This is a genomic window from Catenulispora pinisilvae, from assembly GCF_015356865.1.
GTDB classification, from domain to species: domain Bacteria; phylum Actinomycetota; class Actinomycetes; order Streptomycetales; family Catenulisporaceae; genus Catenulispora; species Catenulispora pinisilvae.
In genome coordinates this window covers 1-17,762 of sequence record NZ_JAAFZA010000088.1, presented here as the reverse complement: position 1 = coordinate 17,762, position 17,762 = coordinate 1, and the positions used below count along the sequence as shown (strand labels likewise).

General features: G+C 71.5%; 14 protein-coding genes. 9 read left to right on the top strand and 5 right to left on the bottom strand.

Annotated features, from left to right (window positions below):
* Nucleotides 1–12 precede the first annotated feature (12 nt).
* Nucleotides 13–1,011: a GlxA family transcriptional regulator gene (locus tag IZR01_RS23550; RefSeq protein WP_194925116.1), complete on the bottom strand. Its 999-nt coding sequence runs from the start codon at nt 1,009–1,011 to the stop codon at nt 13–15.
* Between the two features lie 250 nt (nt 1,012–1,261).
* On the opposite strand from IZR01_RS23550, the gene IZR01_RS23545 reads away from it, so the two are divergent.
* Nucleotides 1,262–1,456 carry a hypothetical protein gene (locus IZR01_RS23545; protein WP_194925115.1) on the top strand — a complete coding sequence of 65 codons (195 nt, stop codon included), beginning with the start codon at nt 1,262–1,264 and terminating at the stop codon, nt 1,454–1,456.
* 81 nt (nt 1,457–1,537) lie between these two features.
* On the opposite strand, the gene IZR01_RS23540 is transcribed toward IZR01_RS23545, so the two are convergent.
* Nucleotides 1,538–4,141 carry a hypothetical protein gene (locus IZR01_RS23540; RefSeq protein WP_194925114.1) on the bottom strand — a complete coding sequence of 868 codons (2,604 nt, stop codon included), beginning with the start codon at nt 4,139–4,141 and terminating at the stop codon, nt 1,538–1,540.
* A 171-nt stretch (nt 4,142–4,312) separates the two neighbouring features.
* Between IZR01_RS23540 and IZR01_RS23535 the strand changes: the two genes are divergently transcribed.
* Entirely contained in the window at nt 4,313–5,191 is an 879-nt protein-coding gene (locus IZR01_RS23535) for an SAM-dependent methyltransferase (RefSeq protein ID WP_323746571.1), read from the top strand.
* A gap of 91 nt (nt 5,192–5,282) precedes the next feature.
* Here the strand turns inward: IZR01_RS23535 and IZR01_RS23530 are convergent, their stop codons facing one another.
* From IZR01_RS23530 to IZR01_RS23520, 3 genes are all read right to left on the bottom strand, one after another.
* Nucleotides 5,283–6,239 carry a helix-turn-helix domain-containing protein gene (locus tag IZR01_RS23530; protein ID WP_194925113.1) on the bottom strand — a complete coding sequence of 319 codons (957 nt, stop codon included), beginning with the start codon at nt 6,237–6,239 and terminating at the stop codon, nt 5,283–5,285.
* 413 nt (nt 6,240–6,652) lie between these two features.
* On the bottom strand, nt 6,653–7,144 hold the full coding sequence (locus tag IZR01_RS23525) for a hypothetical protein (protein WP_194925112.1): 492 nt from the start codon (nt 7,142–7,144) through the stop codon (nt 6,653–6,655).
* Between the two features lie 22 nt (nt 7,145–7,166).
* Complete coding sequence (locus IZR01_RS23520) at nt 7,167–7,427, bottom strand: hypothetical protein (protein WP_194897486.1); 261 nt, start codon at nt 7,425–7,427, stop codon at nt 7,167–7,169.
* An 84-nt stretch (nt 7,428–7,511) separates the two neighbouring features.
* Between IZR01_RS23520 and IZR01_RS23515 the strand changes: the two genes are divergently transcribed.
* The 7 genes from IZR01_RS23515 to IZR01_RS23485 all read left to right on the top strand — a co-directional run bounded on the left by IZR01_RS23515 (nt 7,512) and on the right by IZR01_RS23485 (nt 17,644).
* Nucleotides 7,512–7,976 (top strand): MarR family winged helix-turn-helix transcriptional regulator, encoded by a 465-nt coding sequence (locus IZR01_RS23515; RefSeq protein ID WP_323746570.1) that lies wholly within the window; start codon nt 7,512–7,514, stop codon nt 7,974–7,976.
* A gap of 103 nt (nt 7,977–8,079) precedes the next feature.
* The gene (locus IZR01_RS23510) at nt 8,080–8,586 is read left to right on the top strand and encodes a SigE family RNA polymerase sigma factor (RefSeq protein ID WP_194897484.1); all 507 of its coding nucleotides are present in this window, start codon (nt 8,080–8,082) and stop codon (nt 8,584–8,586) included.
* Nucleotides 8,587–8,596: 10 nt separating this feature from the next.
* Nucleotides 8,597–8,986 carry a cellulase gene (locus IZR01_RS23505; RefSeq protein WP_194925111.1) on the top strand — a complete coding sequence of 130 codons (390 nt, stop codon included), beginning with the start codon at nt 8,597–8,599 and terminating at the stop codon, nt 8,984–8,986.
* A gap of 178 nt (nt 8,987–9,164) precedes the next feature.
* Nucleotides 9,165–10,517 (top strand): putative hexosyltransferase, encoded by a 1,353-nt coding sequence (locus IZR01_RS23500; RefSeq protein WP_228560069.1) that lies wholly within the window; start codon nt 9,165–9,167, stop codon nt 10,515–10,517.
* A gap of 173 nt (nt 10,518–10,690) precedes the next feature.
* On the top strand, nt 10,691–12,331 hold the full coding sequence (locus tag IZR01_RS23495; RefSeq protein ID WP_194897482.1) for a CehA/McbA family metallohydrolase: 1,641 nt from the start codon (nt 10,691–10,693) through the stop codon (nt 12,329–12,331).
* Nucleotides 12,332–12,498: 167 nt separating this feature from the next.
* Entirely contained in the window at nt 12,499–12,951 is a 453-nt protein-coding gene (locus tag IZR01_RS23490) for an ester cyclase (protein WP_194925110.1), read from the top strand.
* A 292-nt stretch (nt 12,952–13,243) separates the two neighbouring features.
* The gene (locus IZR01_RS23485) at nt 13,244–17,644 is read left to right on the top strand and encodes a CHAT domain-containing protein (protein ID WP_194925109.1); all 4,401 of its coding nucleotides are present in this window, start codon (nt 13,244–13,246) and stop codon (nt 17,642–17,644) included.
* The last annotated feature ends 118 nt before the right edge of the window (nt 17,645–17,762 follow it).

The following is a 17,762-nucleotide window of genomic DNA, read 5'->3' as shown; positions in this document are numbered from 1 at the left end:
AGAACCGAAGAATCAGCCGGCGATCCGAAACCGTCGCCGATAAGCCGCCGGCGTCGTCCCAATCTGCTTCCGCAGCGCGCGATGCAGCGTCTCCACCGACCCCAGCCCGCTCCCCGCCGCGACCTCCTCCAGCGGCTGGTCGGTGCTCTCCAGCAGCCGTCGCGCTGCCTCCACCCGTGCGGCCTCGACGTACGTCCCCGGCGTCGTCCCCGTCTCCTGTCGGAAGACGCGCGCGAAGTGCCGCTCGCTCAAGCACATCCGTGCCGCCAGCGCTGCCGCCGACAGGTCGTCGCCCAGGTGGTCCGTGATGTACGCGCGCAGCTCGTCGATGTCGCGCCGGGTAGTCGGCGGCGAACTGAGCGGTACCGAGAACTGGCTCTGGCCGCCCTGCCGCTTCAGATACACGACCAGCTGGCGCGCTACCGCCAGTGCCAGCTCCTCGCCCAGGTCCTCGGCGACCAGGGCCAGCGCGAGGTCCATGCAGGCGCTGATCCCCGCGCCGGTCCACACTTTTCCGGAGCGCACGAAGATCGGGTCCGGGTCCACGCGGACTGCCGGGTGGTCGGCGGCCAGCTGCGCGGCAGTCGACCAGTGCGTTGTGGCCGTCTTGCCGTCCAGGAGGCCCGCTGCGGCCAGTACGTGCGCTCCGACGCACACCGACGCCACCCGCCGTGCCGACGGCGCCACCGCGGCCACCCACGCCACCACGTCCTGATCGACCCGCGCGACCGGGCCCGAGTCGCCGATGTCCACGGCGCCGGGGACGATCAGCGTGTCGATCGAGCCGCCGACCTCCCCGAACGCCACCTCCCCGAACGCCACGTCGGTCAGCAACCGCACGCCCGCCGAGGTGGTGACCGCGCCAGCAGCCTCCCGTCCCGCGAGCTCCACCCGGTAGGCGGCGCGTCCGCACTCGCGGTTCGCGAGCGCGAACACCTCCGCGGGGCCCGTGACGTCGAGGAGGTCGACGTCGGGGAAGACCGCGATCACCACCCGTCGTGCTTCAGCCATGGCCCCATCCTCACCCGATGTGGGGATGGCCGCAATGACGGGGTTCTGTCAGATTCGGACGCGGGGGAGGCCCGGGGTCGGGGAAACGATGCCGCTCGGTGTCGGTATGAGCACCCTGCGACACTTCGGGGCGTGTGCCGCCCTGTCTGCGCAATCGGGCTCTTACCGACCCCCTGTGGCCTTTGCTAGCATCCGCTTGATCACCCTTAGGCGTCGGTCTCACGGCTGCGGTGCTCGGCAAGGAGTGCGTATGTCCCTTTCATCGGTACTGACGACTCTGGTTGCCGTGCTGGGCTTGGCGAATCTGGTGCTGGCCGTCCGGCTGACGAACCGGTGCGGGGACGAACGCCGCGAACCGGGCGGGGAGGGCGTGAACGGGGTCGCCGCACCACCGCCGCCGGCGATCGGCGACCACGGCACCGTGGCGCCAGACCGGCGAACCTGATAGACAAGGCACAGGCGGCCGCCCGGGAGACCTCCCAGTTCCCGGGCGGCTGTCACCATTTCAGCCGATGAACATGCCTGGTCAGTCCGCGGGCAGGATGAGGCGCTGGCCCGGGGTGTGCGGGGTGGCCTCGACGGCGGCGTCGGACAGGAAAGCAGCTCCCTGAGACGGTCGGTCGGGATGGTCCGGCGACACGATCCAGGTCTGCCCGTCGGCTCCGGTCACCATGATCTCCGGGCCGTTCCCGGCGAAATCGCCGGCCACCGGCGCGGCGGCCGGAGCCGGGGTCGTCAGCTTCACGGTGGGAACGGCGGGCCCAGCGGGCGTTTTGGCCGTACCCGGCGCGGCGGGCGGGACAGGCACACCCGAGACCGGAACGAACCCCTGCGGTCCGGTGAGCGTGTAGGTGACCACGACCCCGGTACCGTCCACAGAGAGCAGCTTGTCGGCCCCGTCCGCCCCCGGCACGGCCTCGATCGTCACCGCGCCGGCGAGCACCGGATTCGCCGGCAGCCCCTGCACCGCGGCCGTGAGGCTGGGCTTCGCCGTGGCGGCCGCGGCATTCGGCGCTGCGACCGGAGCACCGAGCGCTGCCGGCGCTGCCGGAGCGGCCGGCGCCGCCGGAGCACCGGGCGCCGCAGCACGCGCCGGAGCACCAGCAGCAGCCGGAACAGTAGACGCCACTGGACCACCAGCCGCCGGCACCGTGATCGTGATCAGCTGCGCATGCCCCGCGGCATCGATCCCGACCACAGCCTCCGGCCCGCCCTTGCTGAACACTCCGGCAGCCAACCGCGTGAACGTGTTCCACGGCGCCCCGGTGACAGCCCCCTGATCCACCGCCTTGCCGGTGGCGTCGAAGCCATACAGGTGCGCGCTGCCGTCCTTGCGCACCGCGAGCAGCTGCACCGCCCCGGCCGGTCCCGCGAAGTGTCCCGCCACGAGCGAGGTGACGTCCGCGAAGCCGTCCGCGATCGGCTGCGGGACGCCGAACGTTCCGTCGGCGACCCACGGATACCGCAGCAGCCGTCCGGTCGCGTCGACCGCGACCAGGTCCGAGTGCCCGGCGGCGGCCGAGGGCAGGGTGGCCCGCGGTCCGGTGGCCGCGCCGGTGACGGTCACGATCACCGGTCCCCAGGTCACCGTCTGGCCCTCGCGGTTCGTCACCGCGACGCTGATCTGGTGCGGGCCCGCGACCAGGGTGCTGGTGTCCAGGTTCAGCACGCTGCTGGCGGCCGGCGGCTGCGGCTGCGCCACGCCGTCCACCGTCAGCGTTTCCTCGGCCAGGTCGGCGGCCGGGGCCGCGCCGACGTTCAGCGGGACGGTGCCGGACAGCAGCGGCGCGGTCGGGGCCGCGACGGCGATGGCCTGCTTGTGGTTCGTGACGTTGATCGTGATCGGCGCGGACAGGGCCGAGATGGCGCCGTCCGCGGCCATCGCCTGGGTGGTGATCACGTGCGGGCCGTCCGGCAGCGTCGTGGTGTCCAGCGGCAGCAGGGCGCCGCCGGGGGCGTTGTCGATCGCGGTGTCGGACTTGCCGTCGACCCAGTACTGCATGCGGACCGCCGGATGCGTCGGATCGGTGTCGGCCGAGCGCACCGTGATGGTCCCGGACGCCAGTCCGTTCACGGCGTCCGTGCTCACCGTCGGGGCCGGCGGCGCCGGGTTGATCGCCGTGTCCGGGGCCCGGGTCCCGTAGGCGGCGCCGTTCTTCGGCAGCTGCCAGCCGGGGTTGTTCGGGTTGACCGAGCCCAGCCGCCAGAACTGTGCGGCGGCCGGCGGCGTCCAGTCGTGCACGCCGACCAGTTCCCGGATCAGCGGCTGGCCGACCCAGTTGGCGTCCACGACCGTGTAGGTGCCGTCGCCGTGGTTGGACAGCACGATCGCGGTGTGCAGCGGGTCGGAGTCGTCGTGGTCGCCGATCTGGATGATGTCGCCCTCGGCGGCGGCGGCCGGGGCCACCGGCACCGCGCCGACCGAGCTGAAACCGACCTGGTAGTCGCCGTTCGGGTCGACCGGCCAGATCCGGCCGCCGCTGGCCAGGGACACGACGCAGTCGACGAACTCGCGGCACTGGCCGGACCGGAAGCGGTTGGCGTCCACGCAGGCCATGCCGCCCCAGCGGCCGACGTAGGCCAGGGCCGTGGTGGCGATCAGCGAGTTGTCGAACTGGCCGGCGCCGGCCGGCGGGTGCACCGGAACCGGGACCGGGTCCGGCGGCGGGATGTAGGGAGCCGGATTCTTAGGCGCGGGCTTGTTCTTGGCCGGCGGCGCCGGCTGCGCCGGGGGCTGGACCGGCTTCGGGTTCGGGGCCGGCTGTCCCGTCGGGGTCGGCGGGAGCGGGTTCGACGTCGGATTCGACGTCGGCGGCGCCGGGTTCGACGTCGACGACGCCGGCGGCGTGGGGGTCGGCGTCGGGGTCGGCGACGATGTCGATGCCGGGGGCGTGCTCGGTGTCGATGTCGGCGGCGGTGTGGTCGAGGTCGGGTCGGCCGAGCTGGGCGTGGATCCGGCGGTGGGCGTCGGATCCGGCGTGCTCGGGGTCGCTGACGGCGTGGCCGCCGGGGTCGCATCGGCCCGCGCGCTGACGACGGTCGCCACCGAGGAGGCGCTGACCATGGTGGATACCGCCACACCGGCTATCAGCCGGCGGCGTACTCGTCGGGCCCTGGCATTCTTCGACATGGAAAATCTTTCTACCAGGTGCCGGGCGACATTACGACGTACAAGTGGGTACCAAGGCGTATCCGGACAATGACAGGCGACCCGAACACCCTCGAAACGGCCCTGTCAAGACCCGCCGCCGACCGATCGCCCCCGAACCGATTCAGAGGTATCTCCGCTAGGCTGCCGCGGGTGGTTGACGAACATCAGTCCTCGAAGACTGACGGATTTCCCGAATCGGCCGGGGTCGAGAGCATCGACAGCACGCTGATCCCGGGCTGGGTCCCGCCCGAATTGGACACCACCAAGGCTCACACCGCCCGCATCTACGAGTACCTGCTGGGCGGCATGCACTACTTCGACGTGGACCGCGAGGCCGGTGAGACCGCGCTGCGGCACGTCCCGCAGGCGCGGGAGATCCTGCTGGAGAACCGCGCGTTCCAGAACCGGGCGACCCGCTTCCTCATCGCCTCCGGCATCACCCAGTTCCTCGACCTCGGCAGCGGTCTGCCCGGCACCGGCAACATCGGCGACGTGGCCCGTGCCGAGCACCGGCAGGCCCGCATCGTCTTCGTCGACTTCGACCCGATGGTCGCGGTGCACGGCCGGGCCCTGGTGGCCGCCGCGGATCCGGCGCACACCGCCGTGGTGGAGGCCGACGTCCGCCGCCCCGCCGAGGTGTTGTCCGACCCCGAACTGCGCCGGGTGCTGGATCTGGAGCAGCCGGTGGCGATCGTGATGACCTCGCTGTTGCAGTTCATCGCGCCCGAGGAGGACCCGCGGGGCATCGTCGCGGAGTTCCTCGCCGCGGTCCCGCCCGGCAGCGCGCTGGTGGTCTCGCACATCACCGACGGCGGCCGCCCGGCGCAGGCCGAGGCCGCGGTGCGGGCCTGGGACCAGACGACTTCGCAGATGTATATGCGCGGCCAGGAAGAGATAGCGGCGATGTTCGCGGGCACGGAGCTCGTCGAACCCGGTGTCGTGCCGCGGCCGTTGTGGCGTCCGGACGGCGAGCCGCGTGCGGACTGGGAAGAGATCTGGGGATTGGCCGGGGTCGGGATCAAGCGCTGAGCACGCGAGTCGAGCAGAGGCCTAAGACGCCTGCTTAGCCAAAGGCCTGAGACGCCTGCTTAGGCAGAGGGCTGAGAGCGCCGATAGCGAATCAGAGCTCGATCCCCTCCGGGTTCAGCTCCACAAGCTGCCGCCCGACCGCGGTCAGTTCATGCCGCACGCTCTTCCCGTCCCGCGTCGTCGACACCAGCCCGGCGTTGCGCAGCAACGTGGCGTGCGTGGAGGCCATCGGCGCCGAGATCCCCAGCCGCCGGGCCAGTCCCGAGGTGGAAGCCGGGACCCGCAGCGTCCGCAGCACGGCCGCGCGTCCGGCGCCCAGCAACGCCGCGAGGTGGTCGTCGGGGGCGGCGTAGGACTCGTCCAGCTCGGCCGTCGGGTAGATCACCACCTGCGTGCCGTCCGCGCCGGGGCCGCCATGGGTCCGCTGCTGGCCGAACAGACACGGCGCGAGGATGAGGCCCGGGCCCGGGCCGTCGGCGTCTGTGCGGGGCCGCCAGGTGATGTCAGAGTGCAGACTCGTCATCATCGCCAGCGTGCCGTGCCGCTGGATCTGGCGCTGGCGCATGGAGATGTCGCGCTGCAAGCGCTCGGCGAGCGTCGGCCAGTCCGCCATCAGCGTGGCCCGGTACAGCGCCAGCAGGCCGTCGACGACGGCGCGTAGCGAGGCGTCCTCCTGGTTGCGCAGCCCGCGGATGAGCCGGTCGGCCTCGTCGGTGCGCACCGGCGTCGTGGCCAGCCGGTAGCCCAGTAGATGCGGGGGAGTGGCGCGCAGCTGGTCCAGTTCCTGCTCGAAGGTCGGGGCCGCGGTGTCGCCGGCGATCGCCAGCGGCAGGAAGGCCGGCGCGTCCGGATGCGCGCGGTTGATCAGCGGGACCAGCCGGCCGTTCCCCAGGCTCACCTGCCGCCGGGCCCGCGGCCACCAGCGCTGCCGCCATGGGGACTGCCGGCTGCACGGGCCGTCGTGCACACCGTGTATCAGGTGTCCGAGCGGCGACAGCACGAAGCGGACCCGGCCCAGATCCCCGGTGCCGTAGTCGATCGTCTCCATCGGATCGAACCTCCGCCTGCCGCTCGTACTCAGTCCTGCACGCCGAACGTGTCCCTGTCAATGGTTTGCGCCGGGGACGCAATTCAGTGACATTACCGGGTCCACCGGGCAGGATCTGGAGTTCCGGGATGTCGGCTGCGCCGCCCCGGGTCTGGGGGAGCGGTGAGGAGCGGGGGACGGCGTCCCGGGTCGCGAACGGGAAAATGGGACGCCGTACTCACCGTACGGCGGCCTCCAAGCGGCCCACGAGCGGCCCACGAGCGGTCCCCAACAGCCCACGCGGCCGATGGCGGCCCACGACGGTCCTTGATTCGTCCGGATGGACGCCGTCTTTCGGGGTCGCCATCGCCCGTTCGGCCGCGGTGCCAGTGCCGCGGTGTTAGTGCCTGGCAGTGCCTGCCAGTGCCGCAGCGTCAGTTCTGCTGGGCTTTGAGGTGCCGCGCGCCGCGGACGAAGTCCCCGTCGATCGCGGTCTTGACGGTGTAACGCAGGGCCTGCGGGGCCGTGGCCTCCAGGGCGTCGGCGGCGTGTCCGGCCGCGCGGGCCTCCAGGACGGCGGCCACCATGGTCGCGCTCTCCACCCGGCTCAGCGCCTCCTGCTCGCGACACAGCAGGGCGGCGGCGTAGAAGACCACAGCTCCGGGATGGGTGATCGGATGCTCGAGACGGTAGGCGATCTGTTCGGCGAGCCGGCCCAGCGGTTCGGCCGGATAGCGGTCGTGCAGGTGCCGGCACAGTTTGGCCGCGCTGACCAGGTCCTCGGCGTTGACGTCCACAGCCGGTCGCAGACGCTCGTCGTCATCGGCGGGCAGCATCACAGCCAGCTGGCGGGCGAAGTCGTCGCGGTGGATCCGCCGGTCGGCGTAGCCGTAGCGGCCCGCGGTCAGGACTTCGATACCGGTCATCTCGATCTCCCATTCCTCGCGCTTACGGAGATACCTCCATCATCGCGCCGCCCCGGGGACGGCGCCCCCGAGTCCGGTGCGTGACCAGCACCCGAGGGCTGGCACAGCCCGGGCACCGGCCCTGGGTCAGCGGTGAGGTCGTCCGCTGGCCGTCGAGGAAGAAGGCGGACTGGATCAGCCCGTGGCTGTCGTGCACCCGCCGGATCTCGTAGTCCTCGTGCCACGCGTGGCCGCAGGCGCTGCATAAGAAGGAATAGGACTCCCGGATCGGTTCGTCCTCCATGGTCGGCCTCCCCGCGTGCGTTCCCCTTACCATTGCATTATGCAATGGTTCAGTCCGGGGCCGCAATGCGGTAGCTTCTGGACTGTGGAGCCGGACACCCATGAAGTCGTCGAGGCGGTCCTCGCGGCGTCCCGCCTGTTCGTCGGCCTGTCGGCCCACGCCCTGGCCGAGGTCGACGACAGCTTGACGCTGCGGCAGCTGCGCACGCTGGTGGTGCTGGCCGACCGGCAGCCGATGAAGCAAGCCGATCTGGCCGCGGACCTGGGCGTGAACCCCTCCACCGTGCTCCGCATGGCCGACCGCCTCGCCGCCGCGGGCCTGCTGGAGCGCCAGCCCAACCCGGACAGCCGCCGCGAACAGTTCCTGGTCCTCACCCCGGCCGGTGCGGACCTGGTCCGCCGGGTCATGGAAGAGCGCTACCGGGAGATCGCCGGTCTGGTCGTCCGGCTGACCCCGGACGACCGCGCCGGGCTGGTGGCCGGGCTGCGGGCGCTGACCGAGGTGGTGCAGCAGACGTATCCGGTGCTGCCGGAGCGCCCCGGGCTATGAGCCACCGCTATGACTCACATCACTTTTCTCACTGCATAGCGGAACCGGGCTCGGCGTCTTTCTAGTAGTACGAGGACGACGCTCAAGTACGAGGACGGTGCCGATGGGACGGTCGCAGACCGACGAGTTCGAGAGGTTCGTGGCGGCCCGATGGTCGGCGCTGAACCAGCTCGGCTCCCTGCTGACCGGCGGCGATCGCCAGCGGGCGGAGGACCTGGTGCAGGAAGCACTGGTCAAGCTCTGGTCGGCGTGGTCACGGGTGGCCGACGAAGCGCCGGAGGCCTACGCGCGCACCGTTCTGGTGCGGCTGGCCGCCCGTTCGGCGCGCCGTCGGTGGTGGGGCGAGCGGCCCTCGGAACAGGTGCCGGAGGTCGAGGCCGCGGGCGACTTGTCCGCGTCCGTGGCCGAGCGCACGAAGTTGGAGGCGGCCCTGGCACAGCTGCCGCCCCGGCAGCGCGCGGCCGTGGTGCTGCGCTACTACCAGGACATGTCCGAGAGCCAGGTGGCCGAGATGCTCGGCGCCCCGATCGGCACGGTGCGCTCGCACACCAGGCGCGGCGTGGAGCGGTTGCGTCAGATCTTCGCGGACGTCAACGAGACGGCGGGGTGAGGGAGGCGTGATGGACGACTTCGAGCAAGAACTGATCCGGATGCTGCGTCAGCCCCAGGATCCCCGGTCCTTCGAACCGCGGCACCGGGAACAGCTGTGGGCCGCGGTGCGCGTCCGGCGACGGGCCCGGGTGCGGCGTATCGCGGCCGGCTCGGTCATCGCCGCGGCGGCCTGCGCGGTCGGGCTGGTTCTGCTGCCCCGCGCCGTCGACGCCGGTCCCGGGCCGACGGGCCCGCCTACGAATCCGGCGCCCACCCAGATGGTGCCGCCGACGCCAACTGATCCCCTGCCGCAGAGGACCTCGCCGGGCGGGTCCGACTCGTCGGTCTCGGGCACGACGTCCCCGACGACCACGTCCAACTCCCTCTCCTCTGGCGCTTCGTCCACGAGCCACGGTTAGCGAAGGCCACCTCTCAGAACTGACTCCGTACTGACTCCGCACTGACTCCGACTCGCCGCCGGATCTGTCGCCGCGGCGCGATGCCCCCTGCTCACAAGTAGCGATGCCCCCTGCCCGCAAACAGCCCGAACGCAGTGCAAGACACCCGTTCGGCAGGGAAGCGAACCAGGAAAAGCCCATGGATCTCGTCACCTCATCACCCGCGCCGAAGACGTTGCCGGCCGCCGAACCGCCACGGCCGCGAGCCCAGCGTCGGCGTCAGCGTCAGCGGCCGCAGACCGAGTACCTCAAAGTCGCCCTGCGCCAAGTCGCCCTGCGCCAGGCCGCGCCGTCGGTGCTGGCTGTCTACGGGGTCCTCAAGCTCATCGGCTTCCTGGTGTTCATGTGGCTCCTGGACACCACCGGCGACTACCGGTCCAAGGCGCCGCGTTACGGTGGCGGTGCCCACGCCTGGGACGTCCTGAGCACCTGGGACGGCTGGTGGTACCGACAGATCGCAGAACACGGATACCACCCACAGCTGGTTCCGGTGCCCGGTGGCAGCGGCCACTGGTCGGTGGAGCAGAACTCGGCAGCGTTCTTTCCGCTGTATCCGGGCCTGATCCGTGCCGTCTCGGCCACGACCGGGCTGGGCTCCTACGGTGCCGGGATGACAGTGTCCGTCGTCGCCTCCTTCGCCGCGGCCCTGGGGATATACGCGGTCGCCTCCGGGCTGGCCGGCCACCGTGTCGGCCTGCTGGCCGCCGCGCTGTGGGCGGTGTGGCCGGGCTCGGGCGTGGAGTGGTCGGTGTATTCGGACTCCCTCTACATCGCCCTCGCTGTCTGGACCTGTCACTTCGTCCTGGCCGGGCGGTGGCTGACCGCCGGAGCCGTGTGCCTGGTGGCCGGTCTGAGCCGCCCCACCGCTTTCACGCTGATCGCGGCGCTCGCCGCCGCAGCCGTGCCGGCCGCGCTCCGCGATGAGGACGGACGTATCGCGTTCCGTGATGCCGACGGCCGTCGGCGGCTTCCGTCCTTGCGCTGGCGGCCGCTGGCCGCCCTGGCGCTCGCGCCGCTGGGCCTGGCCGGCTATCTCGGCTGGGTCGGTGAGCAGACCGGCGACCTCAAGGCCTATTCGATCCTGGAGTCCGACGCCTGGGACCACTACTTCGACTTCGGCCGGTCCACGGCGCACGTGGTCGTGGCCGTCCTGGCCGGCCGCGGCGATTACGAATCCGCCGCGGCGTCCGAAGACCTGGTCGGTGTCGGGGTTCTGTTGCTGACCGGCGTCCTGCTCGTCGTGCTGGCGCAACTGCGGCCGCCGACAGTGCTCGCGGTCTACACCGTCTGCACCGTCGTCCTGGCGGTCGGGACCCACGAGATCTTCGGCATGATGTCCCGCTACCTGCTGCCGACGTTCCCGCTGCTGCTCCCGGCGGCGATGGCGCTGGACCGGCTCAAGCCGCCGGGACGGGTCGCGGTGCTGGTCCTGACCGCGCTGGCCTCCGGATCCCTCACCGGATACATGCTGTTCGAGATCGGCATCCCGTAGGACGGTGACGGTACGATGCCTGGCATCGGGCTGTCAGGGCCCGGATTCGCCCCGGTCAGACCGCAGGTCCCTCGCCACCCCACGCGAGTCCTCAGCACTCCTCGCCGCCCCGTCCACAACCTTTCGCTTGACGCTCATGCCGGGTTCACCGGCATCACCGAAGGTCGGTAACCATGTGCACAGATGGCTATTGCGAGCACAACGTCGCACCGCTGCCCGAGCCGGCCGACCCCGCCGCCTCCGGCCTGTCCCGCCGGGGCGTCCTGACGGTCGGCGCCGCGACCGCGGCGCTCACCCTGGGCCCCATGACCTTCGCCCACGCCGCCGACAGTGCCAGCGGGTCCGGCTCCGGCGCCCCGGCCGACGGTACCCAGGTCTCCCAGACCATCACCGGGCACCTCGAAACCGGCGTCGTCGACTTCGTCTACCTGCCGGTGGTGATCCCGGCCGGGGTGAAGCAGATCGACGTCAGCTACTCCTACGACAACCCCAGCGTCGTGCCCGGGGATAAAACGAACTCGTGCGACATAGGCGTGTTCGACGAGCGCGGCGTCGCCCTCGGCGGCCCCGGTTTCCGCGGCTGGTCCGGCGGCTTCCGCACCGCGTTCTCGATCAACGCCTCCGAGGCCACCCCCGGCTACCTGCCCGGCCCGGTCAACAAGGGCACCTGGCACATCGCGCTGGGCCCGTACCAGGTGGCGCAGACCGGCATGAACTACAAGGTCCAGGTCACCCTGACCTACGGCAAGCCGGGCCCGGCCTTCGTGCCGAACTACCCGCCGACCCGGGCCAAGGGCCGGGGCCAGGCCTGGTACCGCGGCGACTGCCACCTGCACACCGTCTACTCCGACGGCAAGCGGCTGCCCAGCGAGGTCGCCGCCGGCGCCCGCGCCGCCAACCTGGACTTCATGGTCTCCACCGACCACAACACCTCGGCCTCGCACGGCGTCTGGGGCCAGTACGCGGGCCCGGACCTGCTGATCATCACCGGCGAGGAGATCACCACCCGCAACGGCCACTGGGTGGCGATGGGCCTGCCGGCCGGGGAGTGGATCGACTGGCGCTACCGCAGCCGCGACGACGCCTTCCCGCGCTTCGCCCGCGAGGTGCGCAAGCACGGCGGCCTGGTCGTGCCGGCCCACATGTACTGCGCCTACGTCGCCTGCCAGTGGAAGTTCGGGTTCGACGACGCCGACGCCACCGAGGTGTGGACCGGCCCGTGGACCTACGACGACGAGCACGCGGTCAGCACCTGGGACCAGAAGCTCGGCGAGGCGGTCCGCTCCGGCAAGCGCTGGCTCCCGGCGGTGGGCAACAGCGACGCGCACAGCGTGCCGCAGGTGATCGGCCTGCCGCAGAACGTCGTCTACGCCGAGGACCTGCGGACCGACGCCCTGATGGACGGCCTGCGCGCGGGCCGCAACTGGATCGCGGAGTCCAGCTCGGTGCGGGTGGACTTCACCGTCACCGGCGGCGGCAAGCAGGCCGGCATCGGCCAGACGCTCACGCTGCCGACCCAGGCCCCGGTGGACGTCCGGCTGGAGGCGCACGGCGTCCCGAACGGCACCGTCCGGCTGATCACCGACGAGGGCCAGATGTTCCAGCAGTCGCTGGACGCGAACGGCGACGGGGTCCTCACCTGGCGCACCACGCCCTCGCTGGCCGCCTACGTCCGGGCCGAGATCCGGCATCCGATGGCCGACGGCACCGCCGGCCAGGGCAACACGATGGGTGACGCGCTGATGTTCGGCCCGATGGCCGCGCTGACCAACCCGGTGTTCCTGAAGGGCACCGGCAACCACGGTCAGGGCTGAGGACTCCGCTCAGCGGCATCGGATCGGCGGTACAGCTCGGCAATACGGATTGCCAGTATGGATTCAAACCGGATCGGCGGTGGCGTGCTCCGGCATGTCACCGCCGATGGCGCTCTCTCGTCCCGGTAGGTGAGCAGCAAGCACCGACCAGGCTTCAAGGAGCGGATATGACCAGCGAGAACACTTCCACGACCGCCGAGCTCTCGGCCCTGGACCGGGTCCAGGCCGCGGTCAACAGCGGCGACCTGGAAGCCACGATGGCGGCGATCGACCGGGCCTGCGCGCCCGACATGATCGTGAGCACCCCGCTGAAGCTTCGGGTCAGCGGCGCCGAAGCACAGAAGCTGGTGTTCAAGACGCTGCTGGCCGCCTTCCCCGACCTGCACATCCACACCGAGGACCGGATCGTGGCCGGGAACAAGATCGTCTACCGCAACGTGGTCACCGGCACACATCAGGGTGTTTATATGGGCGTCGAGCCGACCGGCAAGAAGATCACCTACAACGAGATCTTCATCGTCCGGCTCGACGGGGCCGGCCGGATCGCGCAGACCTGGGGTGTTGTCGACACCGCGACGCAGATGCGGCAGCTCGGATTGATAGGCGGAATAGAACACTGAGAGCGGGGCCACTACCGTCAAGACCGAGTCAAAACTGCATCCCCGCTTCGGGAAACGGAACCTTCCCGGCGATCACCGCGTCGTAATCGGTATACGGCGGGGACAGGACGACAGCGAAGGGGCACAGAGCGCACACGCCAGGTGATCTTGGGGTGGAGCCCGGGTGAACTGTGTTGCACCGACTGGGGAGAACAACAGGTCGGTGCACACGGAGCCGGAGCCTCCCGGGCACGGGTGGCGGCGCTTGTGCCAAGCTGTAGGCAGCGATACGGGTTGATAGGACGGTGTGGCCTTGCTGGGGCGTGGACGAGGGACGGACCCGCAGTGGATCACCCAGGAGTTCGCGAAGGCGGAGGACCTGGCGGCGGTGGGTCAGCCGGAGCGTGCGCGCGACCGCTATGCCCGCCTGTCCCGGCGCCTGGCCTCGGCCCCTGAGGACCTGCAGCACTATCGCGGTCTGGCCCTGCTCGGCGAGGCCGAGACCATCTTGGCGATGGGCATCTTCACCGACGCCATGGCCCGCTTCCGCGAGGCCTATCCGCTGCTGTCCGAACCCTTCCGGCAGCTGCCGCGCTGGCTGGTGCGGCAGTTCGCCGAGGAACGGATGCGGCTGGAGGACGGCGACCTCAAGCCGATCATCGACTTCCTGAAGTCGATCACCTACGGCCTGGAACCGGGCGATGAGGACACGGCGATCCGCACCGTCATGTGGCTCCAGCGCGCCTGCTCCACCGGGCCGACCGCGCAGCGCGAGGCCACCGCCCGGGCCGCGCTGGCCGCGCTGCCCGGGGTGGACTGGCCGGTGCTGGCGCTGACCACCATGCTGCGCCGCGACGGCCGGGTGAAGGAGGCCGAGGACCAGTTGGCGGCCGCGGTGCCCGGCGGCAGCGGCGAGCTGTGGTTCCGGTGGGGCATCCAGCTCAGCACCCTGCTCCGCTACGACGACGCGATCGCCGCCTACGACGAGGCCTTCCGGCGCGGCACCGGCCCGGCCTCGCCGTGGTCGCGCGGCGCCTGGCTGCGTCCGGAGGCGCTGCTGTTCCGCGGCCTGGCGCACCAGCAGATGGCCCGGACCGACCAGGCCGAGACCGACCTGCGCACCGCCTCGCAGTACGCGCCGCAGGACCCGCGCATCCACTATTCGCTCGGCCGGCTGGCGGTCCAGCTCGGCTCGGACGACCTGGCCTGGAACCACTTCAGCAACTCGCTGGCCGTCGAGGCCGCCTTCGCCCCGGCCCGCCTGGGCCTGGCCCTGCTCCGGGAGCAGGCCGGCCGCCCGGCCGAGGCGATCGCGCACTACCAGGCGGCGCTGCGGCACGACGCGCATTCGCGGGCCGCGCGGATCCGGCTCGGTGCCGTACTGCTGGCCGCCGGCCGGCGCAAGGAAGCCCAGGGACTGCTGGAACCGGAATCCGGGCAGTCGACCTACTGGGGCGGCATGGCCACCTTCCACTACGGCCTGGCCCAGCTGCGCGCCAACCATCCGGCGGACGCGATCGACACCTGGGACCGGCTCGGGACCAGCGAACTGCGGGACTGGAAGGCCGTGGCCCGCGACCGGGAGGCGCGCAAGCGGCTCGGCTACGACCCGACGGCCGCGCGGTTGCAGTGGCAGATCGCCTACCTGGACTCCCCCGACGTCATCGAGCACCGCACCGCCTTGCGTGAGGCCGCGCTGCGCGAAGCGGCCTGGATGCTGATGTCCGGCCGGGAGATCGCCGACAACCGCGAGAAGGCGGCCGTGGCGCTCGACCTGGCCGCGTCCCTGCCGGTCGGCGGCGGCGACGACCGGGACGGCCTGCGCGGTCGGCAGAACCGGTTGCGCGGCCTGGTCGATCTGGCCGGCGGCTCGACCTCGGACCTGGAGACGTTCCTGGACCCCGCCGGCCGGATGCGCGACCGTTGCCACCTGGCCGTGGCCGCGCTGCTGGACGACCGGATCGAGCAGGCCGAGACGTTGCTCGCCGAGTTGCCCGACGACCCGGACTGCGACCCGGCGGTGGCCCGGGCCCGGGCGCTGTACGCCGAGCGGACCGGGCACTGGTACGACGCCGTGCGCTGGTACCAGCGGTTCCTGGGGAACGACGCCGACGGCGCGCCCGCCGCACCGCAGGACTCGGAGACCGCGACCGCGACCGCGACCAAGACCGACGCCGAGGACCAGGGCCTGCGCATCGACGACACCCAGGGCCTGGACATCCAGGAGATCGCCAACGCCGGACCGCTGGTCGCCGCCTCCCGGCTGGCCGCCGAAGCCGAGCCCGACGAGGAGGACCCGCCGCTGTCGTGCGTGGCCGTGATCGGCGTCGAGTGCGGTAAGGACGCGATCGGTGCTTGCGGCGGCTGCGGCCGGGAAGGCTGCCGGACCCACCTGTTCCGGCCGACCGGATCCGGCTCCCACCGATGCGAGCGCTGCGCCGGCCCGGCCCTGCAATCGCTGCTGTACGCGGCCCGCAAGGCCGGCGTCCCGGACGAGGCCGAACGCACCCTGACCTCGTGGGCCGACGCCCTCGGTGACAGCACCCTGACCCCGCCGCTGCGGCGCCAGCTGGCCCTGATCCGCGCCGAGGCCGGCGACCTGGACGGCGCGCTGGTCCGGCTGCCCGCCGAGGCCGAGACCGAGGGCGTCGAGCTGCTGATCCGGCGCGCGGCCGCGGCGATGGAGCGGGGCGAGCCGTACCTGGCGCTGGGGGATCTGCGGCACGCGCTGCGGATCCAGCCCGAGCAGCCGCAGGCCGCCGCCGCGCTGGAGGCGCTGGCGGAGTACGCTGCGCGGCAACATGCTGACGAGGGACGTCCTGAAGAGGCGTTCGACGGGTACCTGGCCCTGGTGCGCGAGGACCCGACCAACGCCCGGCTGCTGCACGCCCTGGGCCTGTCGGCGTACCAGCTCGCTCGGACCTCCGGTGCCGACGAGCACTGGATGTGGACGATCGGCGCGCTGGTGACGGCGTTGTACGCGCCCGACTTCTGGGTGCAGGTCGTCGGGGTCGCCGACGTCGAGACCGAGCATGAGCGGATAGCCGGCACCCGCCGCAAGCTCCTGGACGAGCTTCGCAACGACCTGCGATTCGCCGACCTGTCCGGATACCGGGGCGGGGACGAGGTGGACGCCTGGACGGTCCGGGTCGGGATGGACGTGTTCGCGTGCTCGGCCGATCCGGTGGCCAGCCCGACGCTGGACGCCCTGCTGCGTCAGCAGCCTGAGACGCCGGCCCTGGCCGAGTGGCGGGAGCTGGCCGACGCGATGCACGCGGTGGACCCCGACGCCGCCGAGGACGACGCGGCGGTGCGGATCGCCGCTTTGTACGGGCCCTACGGTCCGCAGCACTTCCTGTATGAGGACGGCAAGTACGAGGCGGCGATAGCGGCCCTGGACACCGTCCCGGAAGGCGACCGTGACGAGGCGTGGACCGCTTTGCTGCGCAAGACGCTCGTCATGCGGGGGATGGAACTGCATCTGGACGAGAAGTGGGCACCGGCGCTGGAATGCATAGCCCGGGCGGCTTCCCTGGATCCGGATGAGAAGCCTGATTCGGTGTGGGTGGAGATCGCCGCCGAGTCCGGGCTGAACGCGGCGAAGGAACTGCTGCGGCGGGCGCAGGAGGGGGAGAGCCCGGTCTCCGTCGACGCCACGCCCACCGTGAACATGGCCGCCACCGGGACGGCTTTCATCGCCGACGCCACCAAGACCGTGAACATGGCCGTGGTCGGTGCGGTCGCCCGGATCGGGGACACCTCCGGGAGCGCGGACAACGGCGAGGGCGACGCTCCTGCCACCCCGGTCAGCTTGTCGCAGAGCGTGGTCGACGTGCTGGAACGGGCCTTGTCCGTCGCGCCGGACGTCGCCGAACTCCAGGCCGAGCTGGGCGCCGCGCACATGCGGCGGACCGGGGAGCTGCGGTCGGACCTGCGGGACTACGTGTTGGCGCTCTCGCACGCGCGGCGCGCCGTGGACCTGCTGCCGCGGGACAAGGACGCGGCGGCGCTGCTCGAGGTGGTGCTCGCCGAGCGGGCCGGGTCGCTGACCCGGCCGGGGCCGGACGGGGACCTGCTGGAAGCCGTGCAGTGGTGGCAGGAACTGAGCGAGATGGACGGCTCCAATCCCGCGTACCACGCCGGGCTGTCGTTGGCGCTGAAGCTGCTGGCGTGCTCGGCGGCCCTGGGCGATCGCCGTACCCTGGCCCTGGACCGGATGGCCTGGGCCCTGCTCGCCGACCAGTCCTGGACCGGCGACGCCGAAGCCGAAGCCCCGCGCCAGATAGCGACCCTGCTCATCGCCGAGGCGATGGACGCCAGCAGCCAGCGCCCGTTCCACGACCGCGCGCACCGCCTGCGCACCGCGCTGGCCTACCGCGACACCAAGGAACTCCGCGACCTGATGATCGCGTTGTGGAAGAACGAGGCCACCTTCCAGTACGAGACCCGCCACTACGGCCTGTGCGCGGCGCTCCTGGAAGAAGCCGAACTGCTCGGCGCCGGCGTCGGTGCCGGCGACCCCGAAGCCACCCTGATGCTGCGTGTCCCCAAGCCCGACGAGCCCCACACCGGAGGCCTGCAACCCTTCCACTGGCACCGCTACCCGAAGGCCCGCGCCCTCCTGAAGCGCACAGTGGACCACTTCCCCGACGAAGACGAACTCCGAGAACTCCACGCCCGAAGCACCGCCCCCGAAGACCCCGCGAGCTCCTGATGCTGTTGAACGAACCCGGCAGCTTGGCCGGAACCCGGACCGGCGTGTTCGTCGGCATCAGCAGCCACGACTGCTACCAGTTGCAGATGGGCGACACCGGTGCGGCCGACATGCACGC